This is a genomic window from Sphingobium sp. PAMC28499 (genome assembly GCF_004795815.1).
Lineage (GTDB): Bacteria > Pseudomonadota > Alphaproteobacteria > Sphingomonadales > Sphingomonadaceae > Sphingobium > Sphingobium yanoikuyae.
The window spans coordinates 186,290-203,132 of record NZ_CP039248.1 but is presented as its reverse complement, the minus strand read 5'-3'; the positions used below and the strand labels follow the sequence as shown (position 1 = coordinate 203,132).

Sequence of the window (16,843 nt, the reverse complement as noted above, 5' to 3'; positions counted from 1 at the left end):
GCCGGTCATGACTCGCCCGATCACCTTCGCCATCCCCAAGGGCCGCATCCTCGAAGAGGCGCTGCCCCTGCTCGCCAAAGCCGGTATCGAACCGGAGGCGGAATTTCATGACAAGAAGAGCCGGGCGCTGCGCTTCGCCACCAACCGGCCCGATGTGTCGATCATCCGCGTGCGCGCCTTCGACGTGGCGACCTTCGTCGCCCATGGCGCCGCCCAGATCGGCATCGTCGGTTCCGACGTGGTCGATGAGTTCGATTATTCCGAACTTTACGCCCCGGTGGACCTGAATATCGGCCATTGTCGCCTGTCGGTCGCCGAACCGGCGGATGCGGGCGACGAGGATCAAGCGGCGATGAGCCATGTTCGCGTCGCCACCAAATATCCCCATCTCACCCGCAAATATTATGAGGCGCGCGGGCTTCAGGCCGAATGCGTGAAGCTGAATGGCGCGATGGAACTGGCGCCTTCGCTTGGCCTGTCGCGCCGCATCGTCGACCTTGTGTCCTCGGGCGCCACGCTCAAGGCCAATGGCTTGGTTGAAACCGCGATCATCATGCCGGTCTCGGCGCGGCTGATCGTCAACCGCGCCGCCTACAAGATGCGTTCGGCCGATCTCACCACGCTGGTGGAGGCGTTCCGCAAGGCCGTGGAGGTGCGCGATGCCGCTTAGGCTCGACAGCAAGGCCGCCGGCTTCGCCGCCGATTTCACCGCGCTGGTCGATGCCCGGCGCGAGGCAGATGAGGATGTGTCGCGCGACGTCAGCGCCATCTTGAAGGCCGTGCGCGCCCATGGCGACACGGCGCTGGCCGATTATACCAGCCGTTTCGACCATCATGATCTGGACGTCAGCGGCTGGGCGGTCGAACCGGCCGACTGCCGTGCCGCGCTCGATGGCCTGTCTACGCCGCTGCGCGATGCGCTCGAACTCGCCGCTGCGCGCATCACCGCCTATCATGAAAAGCAAAGGCCGGTGGATAGTGACGGTATCGACGCCGCCGGCGTGCGCCTCGGCGCGCGCTGGACCGCGGTGGATGCTGCCGGCCTCTATGTGCCGGGTGGCCGCGCCGCCTATCCCAGCTCGCTGCTGATGAATGTCATCCCGGCCAAGGTCGCGGGCGTGCAGCGTATCGCCATGGTCACGCCGACGCCCAAGGGCGAGATCAACCCGCTGGTGCTGGCCGCCGCCCAGATTGCAGGGATCGAGGAAATCTGGCGTGTCGGCGGGGCGCAGGCCGTCGCCGCGCTGGCCTATGGCACCGATCGCATCAAGCCGGTCGACGTCATCACCGGTCCCGGCAATGCCTGGGTCGCCGAAGCCAAGCGCCAGCTTTACGGCGTGGTCGGCATCGACATGGTCGCCGGCCCGTCCGAAATCGTCGTCGTCGCGGATGGCCAGAACGATGCCGACTGGATCGCCGCCGATCTCCTGAGCCAGTCGGAACATGACCCGACCAGCCAGTCGATCCTCTTCACCGACGATGCCGCCTTTGCCGACGCCGTCGAACAGGCAGTCATGCGCCGCCTGCCGCTGCTGTCGACGCAGGCCGTCGCCACCACCAGCTGGGCCGCCAATGGCGCGATCATCCTGGTTCGCGACCTGGATGAAGCGATGCCGCTGGTCGATCGACTCGCGCCCGAACATCTGGAACTGGCGGTGGACGATCCCGACCGCTATTTCGCGCAGGTCCGCCACGCCGGCTCGGTCTTCCTTGGCCGTATGACGCCGGAGGCGGTGGGCGATTATGTCGCTGGCCCCAACCATGTGCTGCCGACCGGTCGCCGCGCGCGCTTCTCCTCGGGCCTCTCGGTGCTCGATTTCATGAAGCGCACCAGTTTTCTTGGCCTTACCCCTGACGCGATCCAAGCGATCGGCCCCGCGGCTGTCGCTCTTGCGGAGGCGGAAGGGTTGCCCGCTCACGCCGCATCGGTCGCGCTGCGGCTCTGATTTCTTCCCGTTCGGTTCGAGCCTGTCGAGAACCGGTTATGCGGGCTTCTCGACAGGCATGATATTCACGGATTAGAAAGCCGCATGAACGACCGCTCCAAATCCCGCTCCGCCGCGCGTCTCGCCGCGGTCCAGGCGCTCTACCAGCTCGAAATGGAGGGCACGCCGCTCCATCTGCTGCTGCACGAATTCCACGAACATCGCCTGGGTGCGACGATCGAGGATGTGACCTATGCCGAGGCTGAGCAGAATTTCTTCGATGATGTCGTGTCGGGCGTCGACCGTCGCCGCGCCGAGATTGACGGGCTGATCAGCGCGCGCCTGTCGAGCGGCTGGACCCTCGACCGCCTCGACAAGCCGATGCGCCAGATCCTGCGCGCGGGCACCTATGAACTGCTCGCCCGTCAGGATGTCGCGACCGGCACCGTCATCAGCGAATATGTCGACGTCGCCCACGCCTTCTACGACAAGCGCGAAGCCGGCTTCGTCAACGGCCTGCTCGACGGTGTGTCGAAGGACGTGCGGAAATAAGGTTGCACGGACGCGTTCTGTAATGGACGTCATCCCGGATTTGATCCGGGATCCATTCAGCGCTTCCTCGCCAACATAGCGCGCAATGGATCCCCGCGTCCGCGGGGATGACGGATGATTTCTGTAGAAGCGGGTGCTGGGATAGAGATTACATCATGTCCGCCGAATCCCGCTTCCTCACCCTGCTGCGCCTGCTCGCCCATGATCCTGCCGCGCAGGGTTTGCAGGACGATGTCGCGGTGCTGCCGGTCGGCGACACGCGTCTCATCCTTACCAGCGACACGATGGTGGAGGGCGTCCATTATCTTCCCACCGATCCGCCGGCCGATATCGGCTGGAAACTGGCGGCGGTGAATCTGTCGGACCTTGCCGCCAAGGGCGCGAAACCGGTGGGCTGCCTGCTCAACTACAGCCTGTCGGGCGACGATGGCTGGGACGCCGCCTTCCTCGAAGGTCTGGGCGAGGCGCTGGAGCGTCATGCCATGCCGCTGCTCGGCGGTGACACGGTCAGCATGCCGGCCGGCGCACCGCGCAGCTACAGCCTGACCGCGATCGGAGAAGCGACCAGCACGCCCGTGCCCAGCCGCGCGGGCGCGCGTGCGGGGGATCGCCTCTATGTCACTGGGCCGGTCGGCGATGCCGGCATCGGTCTCGACCTTGCCCGCGCCGATCCTGCCGCATCCGGCCCGCTGGTCGCCGCCTATCGCCGACCGCGCCCGCGTCTGGCAGAGGGGACCTTGGTCGCCCGCCTCGCGACCGCCATGATGGACCTGTCCGACGGCCTGCTGATCGATGCCGCGCGCATGGGCGCGGCCAGCAACCTCGCCGTCACCATCGACCATATCCCGCTATCCCCGGCGCTCGAAAGCGTGCGCGGTGCCAGCACCGCGATCCAGCTCGCCGCTGCCCGTGCCGGCGACGATTATGAACTGCTTTTCGCGCTGCCGCCCGGCGTGTCGCCGCCGGTGCGCGCGATCCCGATCGGCCGTTTCGCAGAAGGGGCGGGCCTGACCCTGCTGATCGACGGCGCGGTCATGCCGTTGCCCGACCGGCTTGGCTGGGAACATGGCTGATCTGGATCATTGCGCTACCGGCTTGACGCGCGCCGCCTGACCTGTAGCTTCCTATCACCCTATTCTCAGCCGGTTGGAGCGCCCGATGCGCATCGTCCTGTTGCTGATTGACGCGGTGCCCGATGCCGGCGTTTCTCCGTCCGGCCGCCCGCTGTTGTGCCCTTCGCCCGCCCGTCATTCCCTGCGGAGCGATCGATGACAGCAACAATAGGGGGAGAGGAACAAGCATGCAGATAGTCCATATCGCCATAGGGTGCGGCCTGCTGGCCGTGCTCTACGGGCTTTTCACCAGTCGCCAGGTGCTTGCCGCACCGGCGGGCAACGATACGATGCAGGCGATCGCGGGGGCGATCCAGGAGGGGGCAAAGGCCTATCTTGGCCGCCAATATACCACCATCGCGGTGGTCGGCATCGTCGTCGCCGTCCTTGTCTTCCTTTTTCTGGGGATCACTTCTGCCGTCGGCTTCCTGATCGGCGCGATCCTGTCGGGCGCGGCCGGTTTCATCGGCATGAACATCTCGGTCCGCGCCAATGTCCGCACAGCAGAGGCGTCGCGCGGCACGCTGCAGAGCGGCCTCACTGTCGCCTTCCGGGCCGGCGCGATCACCGGCATGCTGGTGGCGGGCCTCGCCTTGCTCGCGATCAGCGTCTTCTTCTGGTATCTGACCGGCCCGGCCGGCCATGCGCCCGATGACCGTCTGGTGATCGACAGCCTGGTCGCGCTCGCCTTCGGCGCCAGCCTCATCTCCATCTTCGCGCGGCTGGGCGGTGGCATCTTCACCAAGGCGGCCGATGTCGGTGCCGATCTGGTCGGCAAGGTGGAGGCCGGCATCCCGGAGGATGACCCGCGCAACCCGGCGGTGATCGCTGACAATGTCGGTGACAATGTCGGCGACTGCGCCGGCATGGCGGCCGACCTGTTCGAAACCTATGTCGTCACCGTCGGCGCCACCATGGTGCTGACCGCATTGCTGGTAACCGGCGTCGACAATGCCTTCCTGATGCGTCTGATGGCCTTGCCGCTGATTGTCGGCGGGGTGTGCATCATTACCTCGATCATCGGCACCTATATGGTCCGTCTCGGCGCCAGCCAGTCGATCATGGGCGCGCTCTACAAGGGCTTCTGGACCACCGCGATCCTGTCGATCCCGGCGCTCTGGTTCGTCACCCATTATACGCTGGGTGATCTCAATACCCCGTTCGGCACCGATCTGGATGGCGTGGGCGGTTATACCGGCATGGCGCTATTCTGGTCGATGATGGTGGGGCTTGCCGTCACCGGCCTGCTGGTCGTCATCACCGAATATTATACCGGCACCAATTACCGCCCGGTCCGCTCGATCGCCAAGGCATCGGAAACCGGCCATGGCACCAATGTCATCCAGGGCCTCGCCATCAGCCTGGAATCGACGGCATTGCCGACGATCGTGATCGTGGTCGGCATCATCGTCGCCTATCAGCTGGCGGGCCTGATCGGCATCGCCTTTGCCGCCACCGCCATGCTGGCGCTGGCCGGCATGGTCGTCGCGCTCGACGCCTATGGTCCGGTCACGGACAATGCCGGCGGCATCGCCGAAATGGCGCACCTCGACGACAGCGTCCGGGTGAAGACCGATGCGCTCGACGCGGTCGGCAACACCACCAAGGCGGTGACCAAGGGCTATGCCATCGGCTCGGCCGGTCTCGCTGCGCTGGTGCTGTTCGGCGCCTATACGGAGGATCTCAAATTCTACAATTCGGCCCTCGGCCTTACCGAACCGGTCGATTTCAGCCTGTCCAACCCCTATGTCATCGTCGGCCTGCTGCTGGGCGCGCTGCTGCCTTATCTGTTCGGTGCGATGGGTATGACGGCGGTCGGCCGCGCGGCCGGCGACGTGGTCAAGGATGTGCGCGACCAGTTCGCCACCAACAAGGGCATCATGGAGGGGACGTCGCGCCCCAATTATGCCCGCACCGTCGACCTCGTCACCCGCGCCGCGATCAAGGAGATGATCATCCCCTCGCTGCTGCCGGTGCTGGCGCCGATTGCGGTCTATTTCATCATCGCGGCGGTCGCGGGCGTACCCAATGGCTTTGCCGCGCTGGGCGCGTTGCTGCTGGGCGTCATCGTCTCGGGGCTGTTCGTCGCCCTGTCGATGACCTCGGGCGGCGGCGCCTGGGACAATGCCAAGAAATATATCGAGGATGGCCATCATGGCGGCAAGGGCAGCGAGGCGCACAAGGCCGCGGTGACCGGCGACACGGTGGGTGATCCCTACAAGGACACCGCCGGCCCGGCGGTCAATCCGATGATCAAGATCACCAATATCGTGGCGCTATTGTTGCTCGCGGCGCTTGCACACGGCGCTTAACCCGGTTTTAAATCGCCGGACTGACGATGACCCCGCCCGGCAACAGGCGGGGTCATGTTTGACTGGGGGGTATGTTTGAAACTGTTTCTATCCGCCGCAGCCTGCGCGCTCGCGGCTTTTGCACCTGCTGTCTCTGCGCAAACCGATGCGATCAAGGCCGACGCTGCCAAGGTGTCCGCGACAACCGCCAAGACCTGGCCGATCGAGGCCTTCGCCGAACTGCCGGCAATGGATTCACCCGAACTCTCGCCTGATGGCGCGCGCGTCGCCGCGCGGATCGCGATCAAGGGCGTGCAGCAATTGGTGATCGCCGAAGTGAAAGGCGGCAATGTTCGCACCATGGGCCTGGGCGAAAATGACCTCAACTGGTGGCGCTGGGTCAATAATGACTGGCTGATCGTCGGCATCGGCGCGGAAACCAATGTGCAGGGTATGCCCTGGTCGATCAGCCGCGTCGCCAGCATCAAGGCGGACGGCACCAAGGCCAGCATCCTTGCCAAGGCTGTCGCCGCGCAAAATGGCGACGATGTCATCTGGGTCGCCCGTGATGGCAGCCCGCGCATCCTGCTCTCCTACCAGACCTCCATCTATTATGATGATCTTGGTTTCTGGCCGCAGGTCAGCGAGGTGGACGTCAGCACCGGCAAGATGCGCACCGTCGTTGCGTCGCGCCAATATGTGCGCAGCTGGTATGCCGATGCGACTGGCGCGGTGCGCATGGGGGTGGGCTATAATGACACGACCCGTTCCTCGAAACTGCTCTACCGCCCCGATGGTCGCGGCAGCTTCCGCGTGGTCGACAAGGCTAATCGGCGCCGCCATGAATCGCTGATCGTGCCGATGCTGTTCACGGCCGATCCGGGCAAGGCGATCGCCAGTGACGATCGCGACGGCACCGACGCCTTTTACGAACTGGACCTCGGCACGCTGGAACTGGGCAAGAAGCTCTACGAAGCGCCCGGTTTCGACCTTGGCGGGTTGGAGGTCGACGCCGCCGGCACCGGCATGGCAGGCGTGCGCTACACCGCCGATGCGCCAGCCGTACACTGGTTCGACCCGACCCTGGCGAAGATTCAGGCCGATATCGACAAGGCCGTGGGTGATCGCCGCGCGCGCATCATCTCGACCAGCCAGGATTTGAAGAAACTGATCGTCCATGTCGGCGCCGCCAGCCAGCCGGGGGCCTATTATTATTATGACACCGACTATGGCGCCATGTCGCTGCTGTCGAAGGTCAGCGAGACGCTGGGTGTCCGGCCTCAACTCTCGCCGGTCAAGACGATCCGTTACAAGGCGCGTGACGGTCTGGAGATCGCGGCGGTGCTGGCCTTGCCTTATGGCAAGGAGGCGAAGGATCTTCCTTTAATTCTGATGCCCCATGGCGGCCCCTTCGCCCGCGACGCGGAGACCTGGGACTGGTGGGTGCAGTTCCTGGCCAATCGCGGCTATGCCGTGATCCAGCCCAATTATCGCGGTTCGTCGGGCTATGGCACGGAATTCGCGGCCAAGGGCGAGGGGCAATGGGGCCGTGCCATGCAGGACGACCTCAATGACGCGGTCGACTGGACGGTGAAGCAGGGCATTGCGGACGCCAAGCGGGTCTGCGTCGTCGGCGCCTCCTATGGCGGCTATGCCGCGATGCGCGCGGCCCAGCGCGATGGCGGCAAATATCGCTGCGCCGTCTCCTATGCCGGCGTGTCGGATCTGGGCGCGATGATGCGCTATGACCGGCGCTTCCTGAATTCCGGTGCCAGTGGCGACTGGCTGAAGGAGCAGGCGCCCGATTTTGCTGTCGTCTCGCCGATCAATTATGCTGCCGGCTTCTCGACGCCGATCCTGCTGATGCATGGCAAGAAGGACCGGCGCGTACCGGTCGGCCAGTCCCGCGAGATGGCGGAAAAGCTCAAGGCTGCCGGCAAGGTGGACGGCCGCGACTATATCTATGTCGAACAGCCGCTGGCCGACCATTTCTTCTCGCGCCAGGCCGACCGGCTGGAATTTCTCCAGCAGCTCGAAGCCTTTCTGAAAGCGCATAACCCCGCCTGATCGGGGCGCGGCGCGACCGTCAGAAGTCGCGCCGCAATTCCAGGAAGACGGTGCGCGGCCGACCGACAAAGGCGCCCTTGCGCGCATCGAAGGTGGCGACGGCATAGGTTTTGTCGAAGATATTCTCGACCCGGATCATCGCCTCGGCAAAACCCAGATCCTGGGTGATGCTGCCGTCGAACACGGTGAAGCCGGGAATATGCGCGCCGCGCCGGTCGATCTGCCCCGACACATATTGGCCGCCCAGCGCCAGCGCCGTGCCCCAGGCAGGGATCTGATAGCGGGACCATAGCCCGGCCTGATGATGCGGGGCGTTGGGGAAGCGGCCGCCGACCGCATTGTCGATCGTCGCGCCATCCGCACTGTCGGTGATGCGCGCATCATTATAGGCGTAATTGGCGGTCAGCACCCAATTCTTGCTGAGATCGGCCGCCAGCGTCAGCTCGATCCCCTTGCTGGTGACTTCGCCGACGGGTGACAGCTGATCCAGGCCGTTGACCGGTGCCAGATCGGGATCGACCTGCACGATGCCGTTGCGCACGATGTGGTAGAGCGCGATCGTCGGTTGCAATTTGCCCTGCATCAGCGCGCCCTTGGCGCCGATCTCGAACTGGCGGCTGGCGATCGGGGCGAAGGGGCCGCCGACCGCCGGATTCTGGTTGCCCGCATCCTGGGGCTCGAAACTCTGGGCATAGCTGCCATAGAGGGACATCGACTGGACCGGCTTGTAGATGCCGCCGACGCGCCAGCTCCAACGGCCCCCTTCGGCATAATCGCCACCGATCCGGTCCTTGTCGTCGAACCAGTCATGGCGCACCCCGCCGACCAGGATGACATGGTCGCCGATATCGGCCTGTTCCTGGGCATAAATGCCATAGCGATGGGCGAGGGTGGCCGTGACATTGGGCGTCAGGCCGGCCAGATCCGCCTCGGTCGGGTTGCTCAGGCCATAGACGGGATTGCTCAGCGACAGGCCCGGCACATCCTTCAGCGTCACGCCGCTGAAATCCTGCGTCTCGCGATACCAGTCGGCGCCGACCAGCAATGTGTGCTTGATTCCGCCGGTTTCCAGCCGGGCGATCATGTTGCTCGCCAGGCTCGCGCCCTCGATCGTGCGATGCTGCGATCGGAATTCGCGCGGCTGGGTATCGACCACGCCATCGCCGTCAGTGTCGATCGGTCCCAGCGGTTCATGATAGCGCTGATATTCGGTATAGCGGAACCAGCGGCCTGATGCATTGATGCTGACCGCATCCGACAGCCGGCTGTCGAGCCGCGCCTGCAGCACCGTGCCCTTCAGGTCCAGTCTGTCGTTCTTTTCATTATGGGTCCAGCTCCGGTCGGCCAGGAAATTCCCGTCCGCATCGATCGCCACGCCACGCAGCCGGTTGCCGGGCAGATCCTGGTCATAACGGGTCGCCTGCACCGTCAGGCTGGTGTCGGGCGCCAGCTTGAACTTCAGCCCGCCGTCCGCGACCAGACTACGACTGCCGGAAAAGCGCTGCACCGTGTCGAAGCTTTCGTAGAACAGGCCGGCCCGCCCGGCGATCACGCCATTGGCGTCGATCGGCCCGGTCACTTCGCCCGACGCGCCATAGCGGTCATAATTGCCGACCACCGCGCGCACCGATGCGGCGAACTTGTCCTGCGGCTTCTTGGTGACATAATTGACCATGCCGCCCGGCGAACTGGCGCCATAGAGCATGCCGACCGGCCCTTTGAGAAACTCGACCCGGTCGATGCTGAACAGGTTCGGCACGGCGAAGCCCTGGAACGGGTCGCCGCGCAGCCCGTCATAGAACATCGATTCCTGCCGGAAACCGCGATAGGTAACGGTGGCATATTGGTTGGCGCTGACGCCAGCGACATTGCGATAGAGGTCGGTGATGTCGCGCGCGCCCTGGTCGCGGATCAGTTCGCTGGTGATGACTTGGACGGATTGGGGAATGTCCATGGGATCGGCCGGGATCTTGCCGATCTCGCTATCCTCGACGCGATAGAGTTTTTGTGCGCGGGCGGTGACCAGGATGTCGCTGTCGCCGGCGGCCGCATCAAGCGGGGCCTGCGCCAGCACGGGCAGCGGTGCAAACAGGAAGGGCAGGGCGCAAAGGCGCGCGAGGCGGAGGCTGGGCAAGACGGCGATCCCGTTGAGATGGATAAGGAATGGAGCCGGTTCGCTCCTTCTGGCCTCTCCCCAATGTCGCTCGGCTAATGATATTGCGACTATATTGCAATATGTAACAGGCTGATTTGGCGCGACATGTTCCGGCCTGCCGAATGCCGGACGGAGGATGTGCACATCAGCAATCGTCCGGACTGCCATTGTCACAAAATGGCAATCAAACTGACGCTGGCATGTAATCGAATCGTCATAGAGGCCCGCCAACCCTGTTGGAGAGCAATGCCCGATGCGCCGCCTGTCCCTCTGCCTTTTTGCCCTGATGGCGCTGCCCGCGACCGCCCATGCCAGCGAGGATGAGCAACTCTGGACCACCACCAGCGCGACGGTGAAACTGTCCGACCATTGGCGCCTCCAGCAGGAGATCGTGGCCCGCTTCAGCAATGATCGGAATGGCCTGTATGAGGTCGAGAGCAACACGCTGGTCGGCTATAAGCTCAACGAGCGGATGACGGTCTGGGCGGGCTATACCCATGACCCGCAATATGATGGCGGCGATTTCACTGTGATGGAACATCGCGTCCGCGAGCAGGTGACGTTCGACAATATCCTCAAGCTCGGCCCGGTGTCGGTCAGCGCGCGGATGCGCATGGAGCAGCGCTGGCGCGAAGGGATTGACGGCACCGCCTGGCGCCTGCGTCCCTATGTGAAGCTGACCATGCCGTTCAAGGAAGGCGGCAAGACCGCACTGATCCTCAGCCATGAAAGCTTCATCGATCTCAACAAGACCAATTTCCAGCGTGTCCAGGGCGAGGAGCGGATGCGCAACCTGATCGCGATCACCACGCCGCTGGCCAAGAATGTGAATGCGGAGATCGGCTATCTCCACCAGCATGGCTTCCGCCCCGACGCCGACGACAGCAACGACAATGTCGCCTCGCTCTCGCTCAGCTTCAGTTTCTGATCGCTGGACTGGGTTGAGGGAATCCCGCGGCGACTGCTGAAATAATCAACGCCGCCCCTTGGCAGGAAAGAAATTGCGATGATTTGGGAAATGGTGCCGGGTACGGAGCATTTTCCATGATAAATCTTTCCGATCTTACGATCAAATTTCACAAAAGCAACAATTTCATACCAGTTATACTACCAGTATCCGAAAATTATAATTTAGGTTAGATCTCACGGTCAATTATTTTCTTAAATAATCTATAAATTATCTAAGGAAATACGGGGAATTACAACAATTCGTATGACATTCCATTGGCTAGCTCGACTTTGCCTGAACTAGATGCGCGAGCAAGCGGCCGAGCCCTCACGCGCCCCGGCAGCTTCAGCAGATGATCGGCGGCAGGATCGAGCAGAAGGATCCCGATGCCCTGGTGGACTTCTTCTCGCTCATCGATGAGAATGCTGAACCAAAGGCAAAACGCAGGCGAAAGTCGGTCCGACCGCGCCCTGCGATCGAGCCACGGCCCAAATCACTCGTCATCCAGGGTCGCGAGGGCGGTTTTTCCCTCGTTGCCGGCGCAGGTGCAAAGAATTGGGCATATCCCTGTCAGCTTCGAGTCCGCTGCGCCTACGACATCATCGGGGCCGATCCGACCAATATTGCATCATCTGCACGCGTTCGCTCCAATGCTCGCCGCGCACATAGGCGCGCCGGACATCATTGCCTTCGATGTGGCCCAGCTGTTGTTCAATGACATCCGGATGCCATTTGCCGCATTCGTTGAGCAAGGTCGCCGCCATGGCCCGGAAGCCATGCGCAGTCATCTCGTCCTGCTTGAAGCCCATCCGGCGAAGCGCTGCATTGAGCGTGTTATCGGATATGGCGCGTTTGTCGGATCGGGGGCTGGGAAACAGGAGCTGACCGCTCCCGGTCATGCCCTCCAGCTTTTCCAGCAGGCCAAGAACCTGACGGGAGAGCGGAACCTTGTGAAGGGCGTTCTGGATCTCGCGCTAAGGTTTGAGCCGAGAGCTGTGCCATTGGCAAAGTACGACATCGACTAAGCATATAAAAAAAGAGGCCCTGGCCTCCTTTTTTATATCAGAATTGGAAAGTGACTTTCATTCCATCACACAAGCTGCGGCACCTATCGCGCATCCGACGGGTCGCTCGCTTTCGCGCTCGCCAGTAGCCATTCATCTGATGAACGACATGACGGCTGGACGTGAAGATTGTCACGCTGCGCGCGCCAATCGCCCGAGCAAATCGCAACGCGCATTCGGTAGCGATATAGGCAGCTTCGGTCGATGATCCGTTCGAGCAAATGACTTGATCAAAAGCCACGCCATCGACGAAAGCCGTCATCAGATTTTGTCCGTTGGACAGGCGATGTAGGGTGCCATGCGGAGTAATTTTCATGCAAATCCTTTCATTCTCGGTTGAGCAGGATTGGAATGCACACGAAAATTCAGCTACGTGAATAGATATCCAACACTAATTGAAAAGTAACTATGAATAGTTTGCACAGGTCTACCATCCTGATGCGTCTACGCATACAACGCAACATCCTAACAAATAGTTAAGATGCGCTTCCACCTCGAAAATCCATAATATAGGCAGGGTCACCACCTGTCGAAATGAGCGAAACCTCCGATTCGGTTCGGAGGCCAGCTTCAGTTTCAGAGAGGGATTTACGCTTCGGTACCAGATTCCCCGGTTCGTCCTTTGGATCTGATCCCTTTGCTCGCAGTGTCATGATCTAGAATATGTCGCCGCTATGATCTGGCCGCCGACGTAATTTGCCGCGGCTGGCGCCAGAGGCGACTTGAGCCGTCCAGTGGGCGCAATCCGGATTCTGCTCAAATACAGAGCTTGAAGCGTTTATATGGGTCGCAGGAAGCCACTTAGCGGGTCAGCGGCGCGACTTAGTGGGTCCGGTCATCTGAGGGGAACAAATGGTGCCGGGGACGGAGCATTTGTCATGACAAACCTTTCCGATCTTCCGATCACATTTCACTACAGCAACTAATCTATACCAGTTATGCTACCAGTATCGAAAAACTATAATTTAGGTTCGATCTCGAAGTCAAATCTTTTATCAACACGTCTACAAATTTACTAACGCATCTCCCCGCAGATCATAAGATTGCATTCTGCTCTGCTCAGCTGGATCTTGCTTGGGCAGGTGCATCCGCGGGGGGCCGACTGGCGCCGCAGCATTCTTGGTTTGCAATTGGCGGGCTATGGGAGGTCGCCTCCCGAGAGGCCAGCGATCAAGGGCTGCGCTTCCAATCGTGTTGGCCGGGGAAATTAACGAGCTTACAGCAAAGATAGCCGTCAAACTCTCGATCTCGCCTGCAACGTCTTTGAGCCCATCATTCTGCACTTTCCGCCTGAAACCATCGATCTCAACTTCGAACGGCCCCTGCGCCCACTTGCCCAGCAGGCGCTCAAAGGAATCAACATTCTCCGAACCGTCCCGTCCGGAATTCCAGATCAAAGGAACCACCGCTGGGCGCGTGCATCAACATCTGCCAAGCAGTCACGTGCGGAAGGAATCCGTTCATACAGGGCGATCCAAGCCTAATACGACTGCGGTCAAGCAGCGTCAGGATGTCGGCGGCAACTGCGACGAACGTCTCAAGCCGACCCGCAGTATCCCACACGCTCTCGGAGCGTGAGCACGGAATGACCAAGAAACTGAATTTAAGATTTCGACGAACAATTTTGTCATTGGCCGAGAATGAAGATGCCGAGCAGCAAAATATGCCCCTGATGCCTGGCCCGAGTCTGCATCGCTTAGGAGAGCTACCCCATGTTGATCGATCCGTTCGACATCAGTTGTAAGAGGGGTTGCGCGATTGCGGGCCTTCAGCGATGGTTGTGAAAGATTTCAGTCCGGACGCGCTCGATCGCGATCCTCGACGGGATAGTCCTCCGGCTTTACCGTTCCGACATTGGGTCTGTCCTCGACCTCTTCGACCGGCTTCCCCTTGGGCCGATCATCCTCAGCCTCATGGTCAGGACGAGCATCGCCAAGCGGCCCTCGCGCTACCTTGCGGGTATCTTTAGACATCTTAGCCTCCTATTGCGCAGTGTCGGGCTCAGCCATCTTGCGATGCTGCTCAGCCAACATGGATTGAGGAATGATCCCCGCTGCTGCGACCTGCAGCTTGTTCGAGAAGCCCGAAACGATATGGCCCTTTCCGGCCAGGAGCGCGTCCCAGCCATCCTTTGCAACCTTGGCCGGATCGGCCTTGTTATCGTCGGCACCCACCGCAGTGTCGGCGCCCAGGCCGGCGCGGTCGAAAAATTTCGTGTCGGTCACGCCGGGCATCAGCGTCGTCAGCGTGACGCCCTTATGATCCTTCAGTTCATTGCGCAGCGCTTCGGTGAAATTGTCGATGAAAGCCTTGGTGCCGTTGTAGACCGCGTTGAAGCTGCCGGGAATGAGACCGGCGATCGAGCCGGTGACCAGAATCTTTCCCGCATCGCGCGCGACCATCTGGCCGAGCACCTTGTGAAGAAGGTAGATGGTGCCGGTGATGTTGGTGTCGATGACATGGCGCCAATCGGACAGTTGCTGGTCGAGAAACGCATGTCCCAGGCCATGCCCCGCATTGGCGCAGAGCAAGTCGACCTGTCGCCCGTTGGCGCGATCGAGCAACTGATCGACACCCTGGACGGTCGAAAGGTCCACCTCCAGCGTATCGACCGCAACGCCGAAGCTTGCGAGTCCAGCCGAAGCATCGGCAAAGAGCGTGTCGGCGACGACGAGGAGATCATAGCCATCTGCGGCCGCCAGTTTTGCCAATTCAGCGCCAATCCCGCTCGATGCGCCGGTGATGATTGCGAATTTATCAGCCATGTCTTTTCTCCTCACGCCGCAACGCGATCAAAGGCGGGCTTCAGCACGATCTTTGTCACCTCATTCTGCTGATCGTGGAACATTTTGTAGCCTTTGGGAGCATCCTCCAGCCCCATGCGGTGCGAGATGAGGAAGGTCGTATCGATCTTCCCTTCGACGATCGCATTCAGAAGCGCGGGCATGTAATGCTGGACGCTGGTCTGGCCGGTCTTGAGCGTCAGCCCCTTCTCCATGAAGGCGCCCAGTGGGAATTTATCGACAAAGCCGCCATAAACGGCTGGCATGGAGACGCGTCCACCCTTGCGGCAGGCATGGATCGCCTGTCGGATCGAATGGGTTCTGTCGGTGCCAAGGAACATCGATGCCTTAATCTGATCGACCACATTGTCGAGGAAGAACCCGTGCGCTTCGAGGCCAACGGCGTCGATGACTGCGTCGGGACCGATGCCGCCAGTCATCTCCATCAGCGCCTCATATGTCTTCGTTTCTTCATAGTTGATGGTTTCCGCACCGAAGCGCTTCGCTAGCTCAAGGCGATGAGGAAAATGGTCGATCGCGATCACCCGATGCGCGCCCATCAGGAAGGCGGACTGGACCGCGAAAAGGCCGACCGGTCCGCAGCCCCAGACCGCGACGGTGTCGCCCGGCTCGATGTCGGCATATTCGGCCGCCTGCCACCCGGTTGGGAGAATATCGGAGAGGAACAGGACCTGGTCATCTTCCAGCCCATCGGGAACAACTATCGGCCCGACGTCGGAAAATGGCACACGGACATATTCGGCCTGCCCACCTGCATAGCCGCCGGTCAGATGGCTGTAGCCGAACAGTCCGGACATTGGTTGGCCATACATTTCCTGGCCGATATCCTGATTGTCGGCGGGATTGCCGTTATCGCAGGCGGAATATTGATGCTTGCCGCAATGGTAGCAGTTTCCGCAGGCGATGGTGAAAGGCACCACGACCCGCTGTCCCTTCTTCAACGTCGATTTTGCACCGGTCTCGACCACTTCGCCCATGAACTCATGGCCGAGTATGTCGCCGGCTTTCATGGTCGGGATGTAGCCATCGTATAGATGCAGGTCCGAACCGCATATTGCGGTCGAACTAATCTTGATGATGGCATCGCGCGGATTGAGGATTTCAGGGTCGTCGACGGTATCGACGCGGACATCATGCTTGCCGTGCCAAGTGAGCGCGCGCATCAGTTCTTCTCCTCGGCAAATTGCTGTGCAGTACGGGCGGCAGTGGCGACCTCGCCGGTTTCCATGAGCTGTTTGAACCGCCGCAGATCGCGCCGTGCCTGAATGGCCGGTTCGCGCTGGAACATCTTGGCGACGATTTTGCCGATGAACCCGGCGGGCGGATCATAGGCGATGGTGGCCGTGACGATTGTGCCGCGTTCGCCCGCGTCGCGAAATTCGATGCGACCGCTATTGGTGACGTCAGCGCCTTCGACAGAAGCCCAGGCGATCAGTTCACCGTCAATCTCTTCGGTGATAATAGCGTCCCATTCTACGACCTTTCCCGCCGGCGCCTTGACGACCCAGTGGGAGCGGTCAGTGGCAAGAATTTCCACGCGCTCCACATTATCCATGAAGCTGGGCAGCTGGGTGAAGTCGCGCCAATAGGCAAAGAGGTCGGCGCGAGGGCGGTTGATGGTGACGGACTTGCCGCTAAAGCTTTCATGGCCCGCCCCCTCGATAGCTGTTGCGGCCTCCTTTTTCTGCTCGATCGACTTTGCAGCGGTCGCATGGGCATCGTCTGTCGCATGGCTCATGGGTATAGCTCCTTGGACATAGGAAAATAGGCTGCGCCAGCATGAGGGCGCAGCAAGGGCGATCCTTGGTCTCGCCGCTACTCAACGCGACTGCCGCAGCAATAGACCCATAGCGCCGGGATAAATCTTATTGATGGAGATCAGTGTTGGTGCCGCAGCGGGTGCCGGGGTCCGCGATAAATGGCT

Annotated in this window: 14 protein-coding genes; 7 read left to right on the top strand and 7 right to left on the bottom strand. The window is 61.5% G+C overall.

Annotated elements, in window-relative coordinates; genetic code table 11:
- The first annotated feature begins 7 nt into the window (after window positions 1-7).
- The 6 genes from hisG to E5554_RS01000 all read left to right on the top strand — a co-directional run bounded on the left by hisG (window position 8) and on the right by E5554_RS01000 (window position 7,947).
- Complete coding sequence (gene hisG / locus E5554_RS01025; RefSeq protein WP_004208839.1) at window positions 8-670, top strand: ATP phosphoribosyltransferase; 663 nt, start codon at window positions 8-10, stop codon at window positions 668-670.
- The gene (gene hisD, locus E5554_RS01020) at window positions 660-1,946 is read left to right on the top strand and encodes a histidinol dehydrogenase (RefSeq protein ID WP_136185694.1); all 1,287 of its coding nucleotides are present in this window, start codon (window positions 660-662) and stop codon (window positions 1,944-1,946) included. Before hisG ends, hisD begins: the two co-directional genes overlap by 11 nt.
- Before the next feature lie 84 nt (window positions 1,947-2,030).
- Entirely contained in the window at window positions 2,031-2,477 is a 447-nt protein-coding gene (nusB, locus tag E5554_RS01015) for a transcription antitermination factor NusB (protein ID WP_004208836.1), read from the top strand.
- A 155-nt stretch (window positions 2,478-2,632) separates the two neighbouring features.
- Window positions 2,633-3,550 (top strand): thiamine-phosphate kinase, encoded by a 918-nt coding sequence (gene thiL / locus E5554_RS01010; RefSeq protein WP_136185693.1) that lies wholly within the window; start codon window positions 2,633-2,635, stop codon window positions 3,548-3,550.
- Window positions 3,551-3,777: 227 nt separating this feature from the next.
- A complete protein-coding gene (locus tag E5554_RS01005) occupies window positions 3,778-5,901 on the top strand; it encodes a sodium-translocating pyrophosphatase (RefSeq protein ID WP_136185692.1) in 2,124 nt (707 codons plus the stop codon).
- 228 nt (window positions 5,902-6,129) lie between these two features.
- Entirely contained in the window at window positions 6,130-7,947 is a 1,818-nt protein-coding gene (locus tag E5554_RS01000; protein WP_247594460.1) for an alpha/beta fold hydrolase, read from the top strand.
- Between the two features lie 19 nt (window positions 7,948-7,966).
- Here the strand turns inward: E5554_RS01000 and E5554_RS00995 are convergent, their stop codons facing one another.
- Window positions 7,967-10,081 carry a TonB-dependent siderophore receptor gene (locus tag E5554_RS00995; RefSeq protein ID WP_136185690.1) on the bottom strand — a complete coding sequence of 705 codons (2,115 nt, stop codon included), beginning with the start codon at window positions 10,079-10,081 and terminating at the stop codon, window positions 7,967-7,969.
- A gap of 274 nt (window positions 10,082-10,355) precedes the next feature.
- Between E5554_RS00995 and E5554_RS00990 the strand changes: the two genes are divergently transcribed.
- Entirely contained in the window at window positions 10,356-11,030 is a 675-nt protein-coding gene (locus E5554_RS00990; RefSeq protein WP_136185689.1) for a DUF2490 domain-containing protein, read from the top strand.
- Between the two features lie 620 nt (window positions 11,031-11,650).
- Here the strand turns inward: E5554_RS00990 and E5554_RS00985 are convergent.
- The 6 genes from E5554_RS00985 to E5554_RS00960 form a co-directional block, all read right to left on the bottom strand.
- On the bottom strand, window positions 11,651-11,950 hold the full coding sequence (locus tag E5554_RS00985) for a tyrosine-type recombinase/integrase (protein WP_348769744.1): 300 nt from the start codon (window positions 11,948-11,950) through the stop codon (window positions 11,651-11,653).
- Window positions 11,951-12,113: 163 nt separating this feature from the next.
- Entirely contained in the window at window positions 12,114-12,431 is a 318-nt protein-coding gene (locus tag E5554_RS00980) for a reverse transcriptase-like protein (RefSeq protein WP_125988541.1), read from the bottom strand.
- Between the two features lie 1,474 nt (window positions 12,432-13,905).
- Window positions 13,906-14,088, bottom strand: a complete 183-nt coding sequence (locus tag E5554_RS00975) for a hypothetical protein (protein ID WP_072895155.1) — start codon at window positions 14,086-14,088, stop codon at window positions 13,906-13,908.
- Window positions 14,089-14,097: 9 nt separating this feature from the next.
- Window positions 14,098-14,880 carry an SDR family NAD(P)-dependent oxidoreductase gene (locus E5554_RS00970; protein ID WP_063141642.1) on the bottom strand — a complete coding sequence of 261 codons (783 nt, stop codon included), beginning with the start codon at window positions 14,878-14,880 and terminating at the stop codon, window positions 14,098-14,100.
- A gap of 11 nt (window positions 14,881-14,891) precedes the next feature.
- Complete coding sequence (locus E5554_RS00965) at window positions 14,892-16,082, bottom strand: zinc-dependent alcohol dehydrogenase (protein ID WP_004208812.1); 1,191 nt, start codon at window positions 16,080-16,082, stop codon at window positions 14,892-14,894.
- Window positions 16,082-16,657, bottom strand: a complete 576-nt coding sequence (locus E5554_RS00960; RefSeq protein ID WP_004208811.1) for an SRPBCC family protein — start codon at window positions 16,655-16,657, stop codon at window positions 16,082-16,084. The genes E5554_RS00965 and E5554_RS00960 overlap by 1 nt, the downstream gene beginning before the upstream one ends.
- Window positions 16,658-16,843: the final 186 nt, after the last annotated feature.

What these genes read in the sequence shown, in the direction of transcription:
- hisG (WP_004208839.1), top strand. Translation starts at nt 8, where the DNA reads ATGACTCGCCCGATCACCTTCGCCATCCCCAAGGGCCGCATCCTCGAA.
- hisD (WP_136185694.1), top strand. Translation starts at nt 660, where the DNA reads ATGCCGCTTAGGCTCGACAGCAAGGCCGCCGGCTTCGCCGCCGATTTC.
- nusB (WP_004208836.1), top strand. Translation starts at nt 2,031, where the DNA reads ATGAACGACCGCTCCAAATCCCGCTCCGCCGCGCGTCTCGCCGCGGTC.
- thiL (WP_136185693.1), top strand. Translation starts at nt 2,633, where the DNA reads ATGTCCGCCGAATCCCGCTTCCTCACCCTGCTGCGCCTGCTCGCCCAT.
- E5554_RS01005 (WP_136185692.1), top strand. Translation starts at nt 3,778, where the DNA reads ATGCAGATAGTCCATATCGCCATAGGGTGCGGCCTGCTGGCCGTGCTC.
- E5554_RS01000 (WP_247594460.1), top strand. Translation starts at nt 6,130, where the DNA reads ATGGATTCACCCGAACTCTCGCCTGATGGCGCGCGCGTCGCCGCGCGG.
- E5554_RS00990 (WP_136185689.1), top strand. Translation starts at nt 10,356, where the DNA reads ATGCGCCGCCTGTCCCTCTGCCTTTTTGCCCTGATGGCGCTGCCCGCG.
- E5554_RS00985 (WP_348769744.1), bottom strand. Translation starts at nt 11,950, where the DNA reads ATGACCGGGAGCGGTCAGCTCCTGTTTCCCAGCCCCCGATCCGACAAA.
- E5554_RS00980 (WP_125988541.1), bottom strand. Translation starts at nt 12,431, where the DNA reads ATGAAAATTACTCCGCATGGCACCCTACATCGCCTGTCCAACGGACAA.
- E5554_RS00975 (WP_072895155.1), bottom strand. Translation starts at nt 14,088, where the DNA reads ATGTCTAAAGATACCCGCAAGGTAGCGCGAGGGCCGCTTGGCGATGCT.
- E5554_RS00970 (WP_063141642.1), bottom strand. Translation starts at nt 14,880, where the DNA reads ATGGCTGATAAATTCGCAATCATCACCGGCGCATCGAGCGGGATTGGC.
- E5554_RS00965 (WP_004208812.1), bottom strand. Translation starts at nt 16,082, where the DNA reads ATGCGCGCGCTCACTTGGCACGGCAAGCATGATGTCCGCGTCGATACC.
- E5554_RS00960 (WP_004208811.1), bottom strand. Translation starts at nt 16,657, where the DNA reads ATGAGCCATGCGACAGACGATGCCCATGCGACCGCTGCAAAGTCGATC.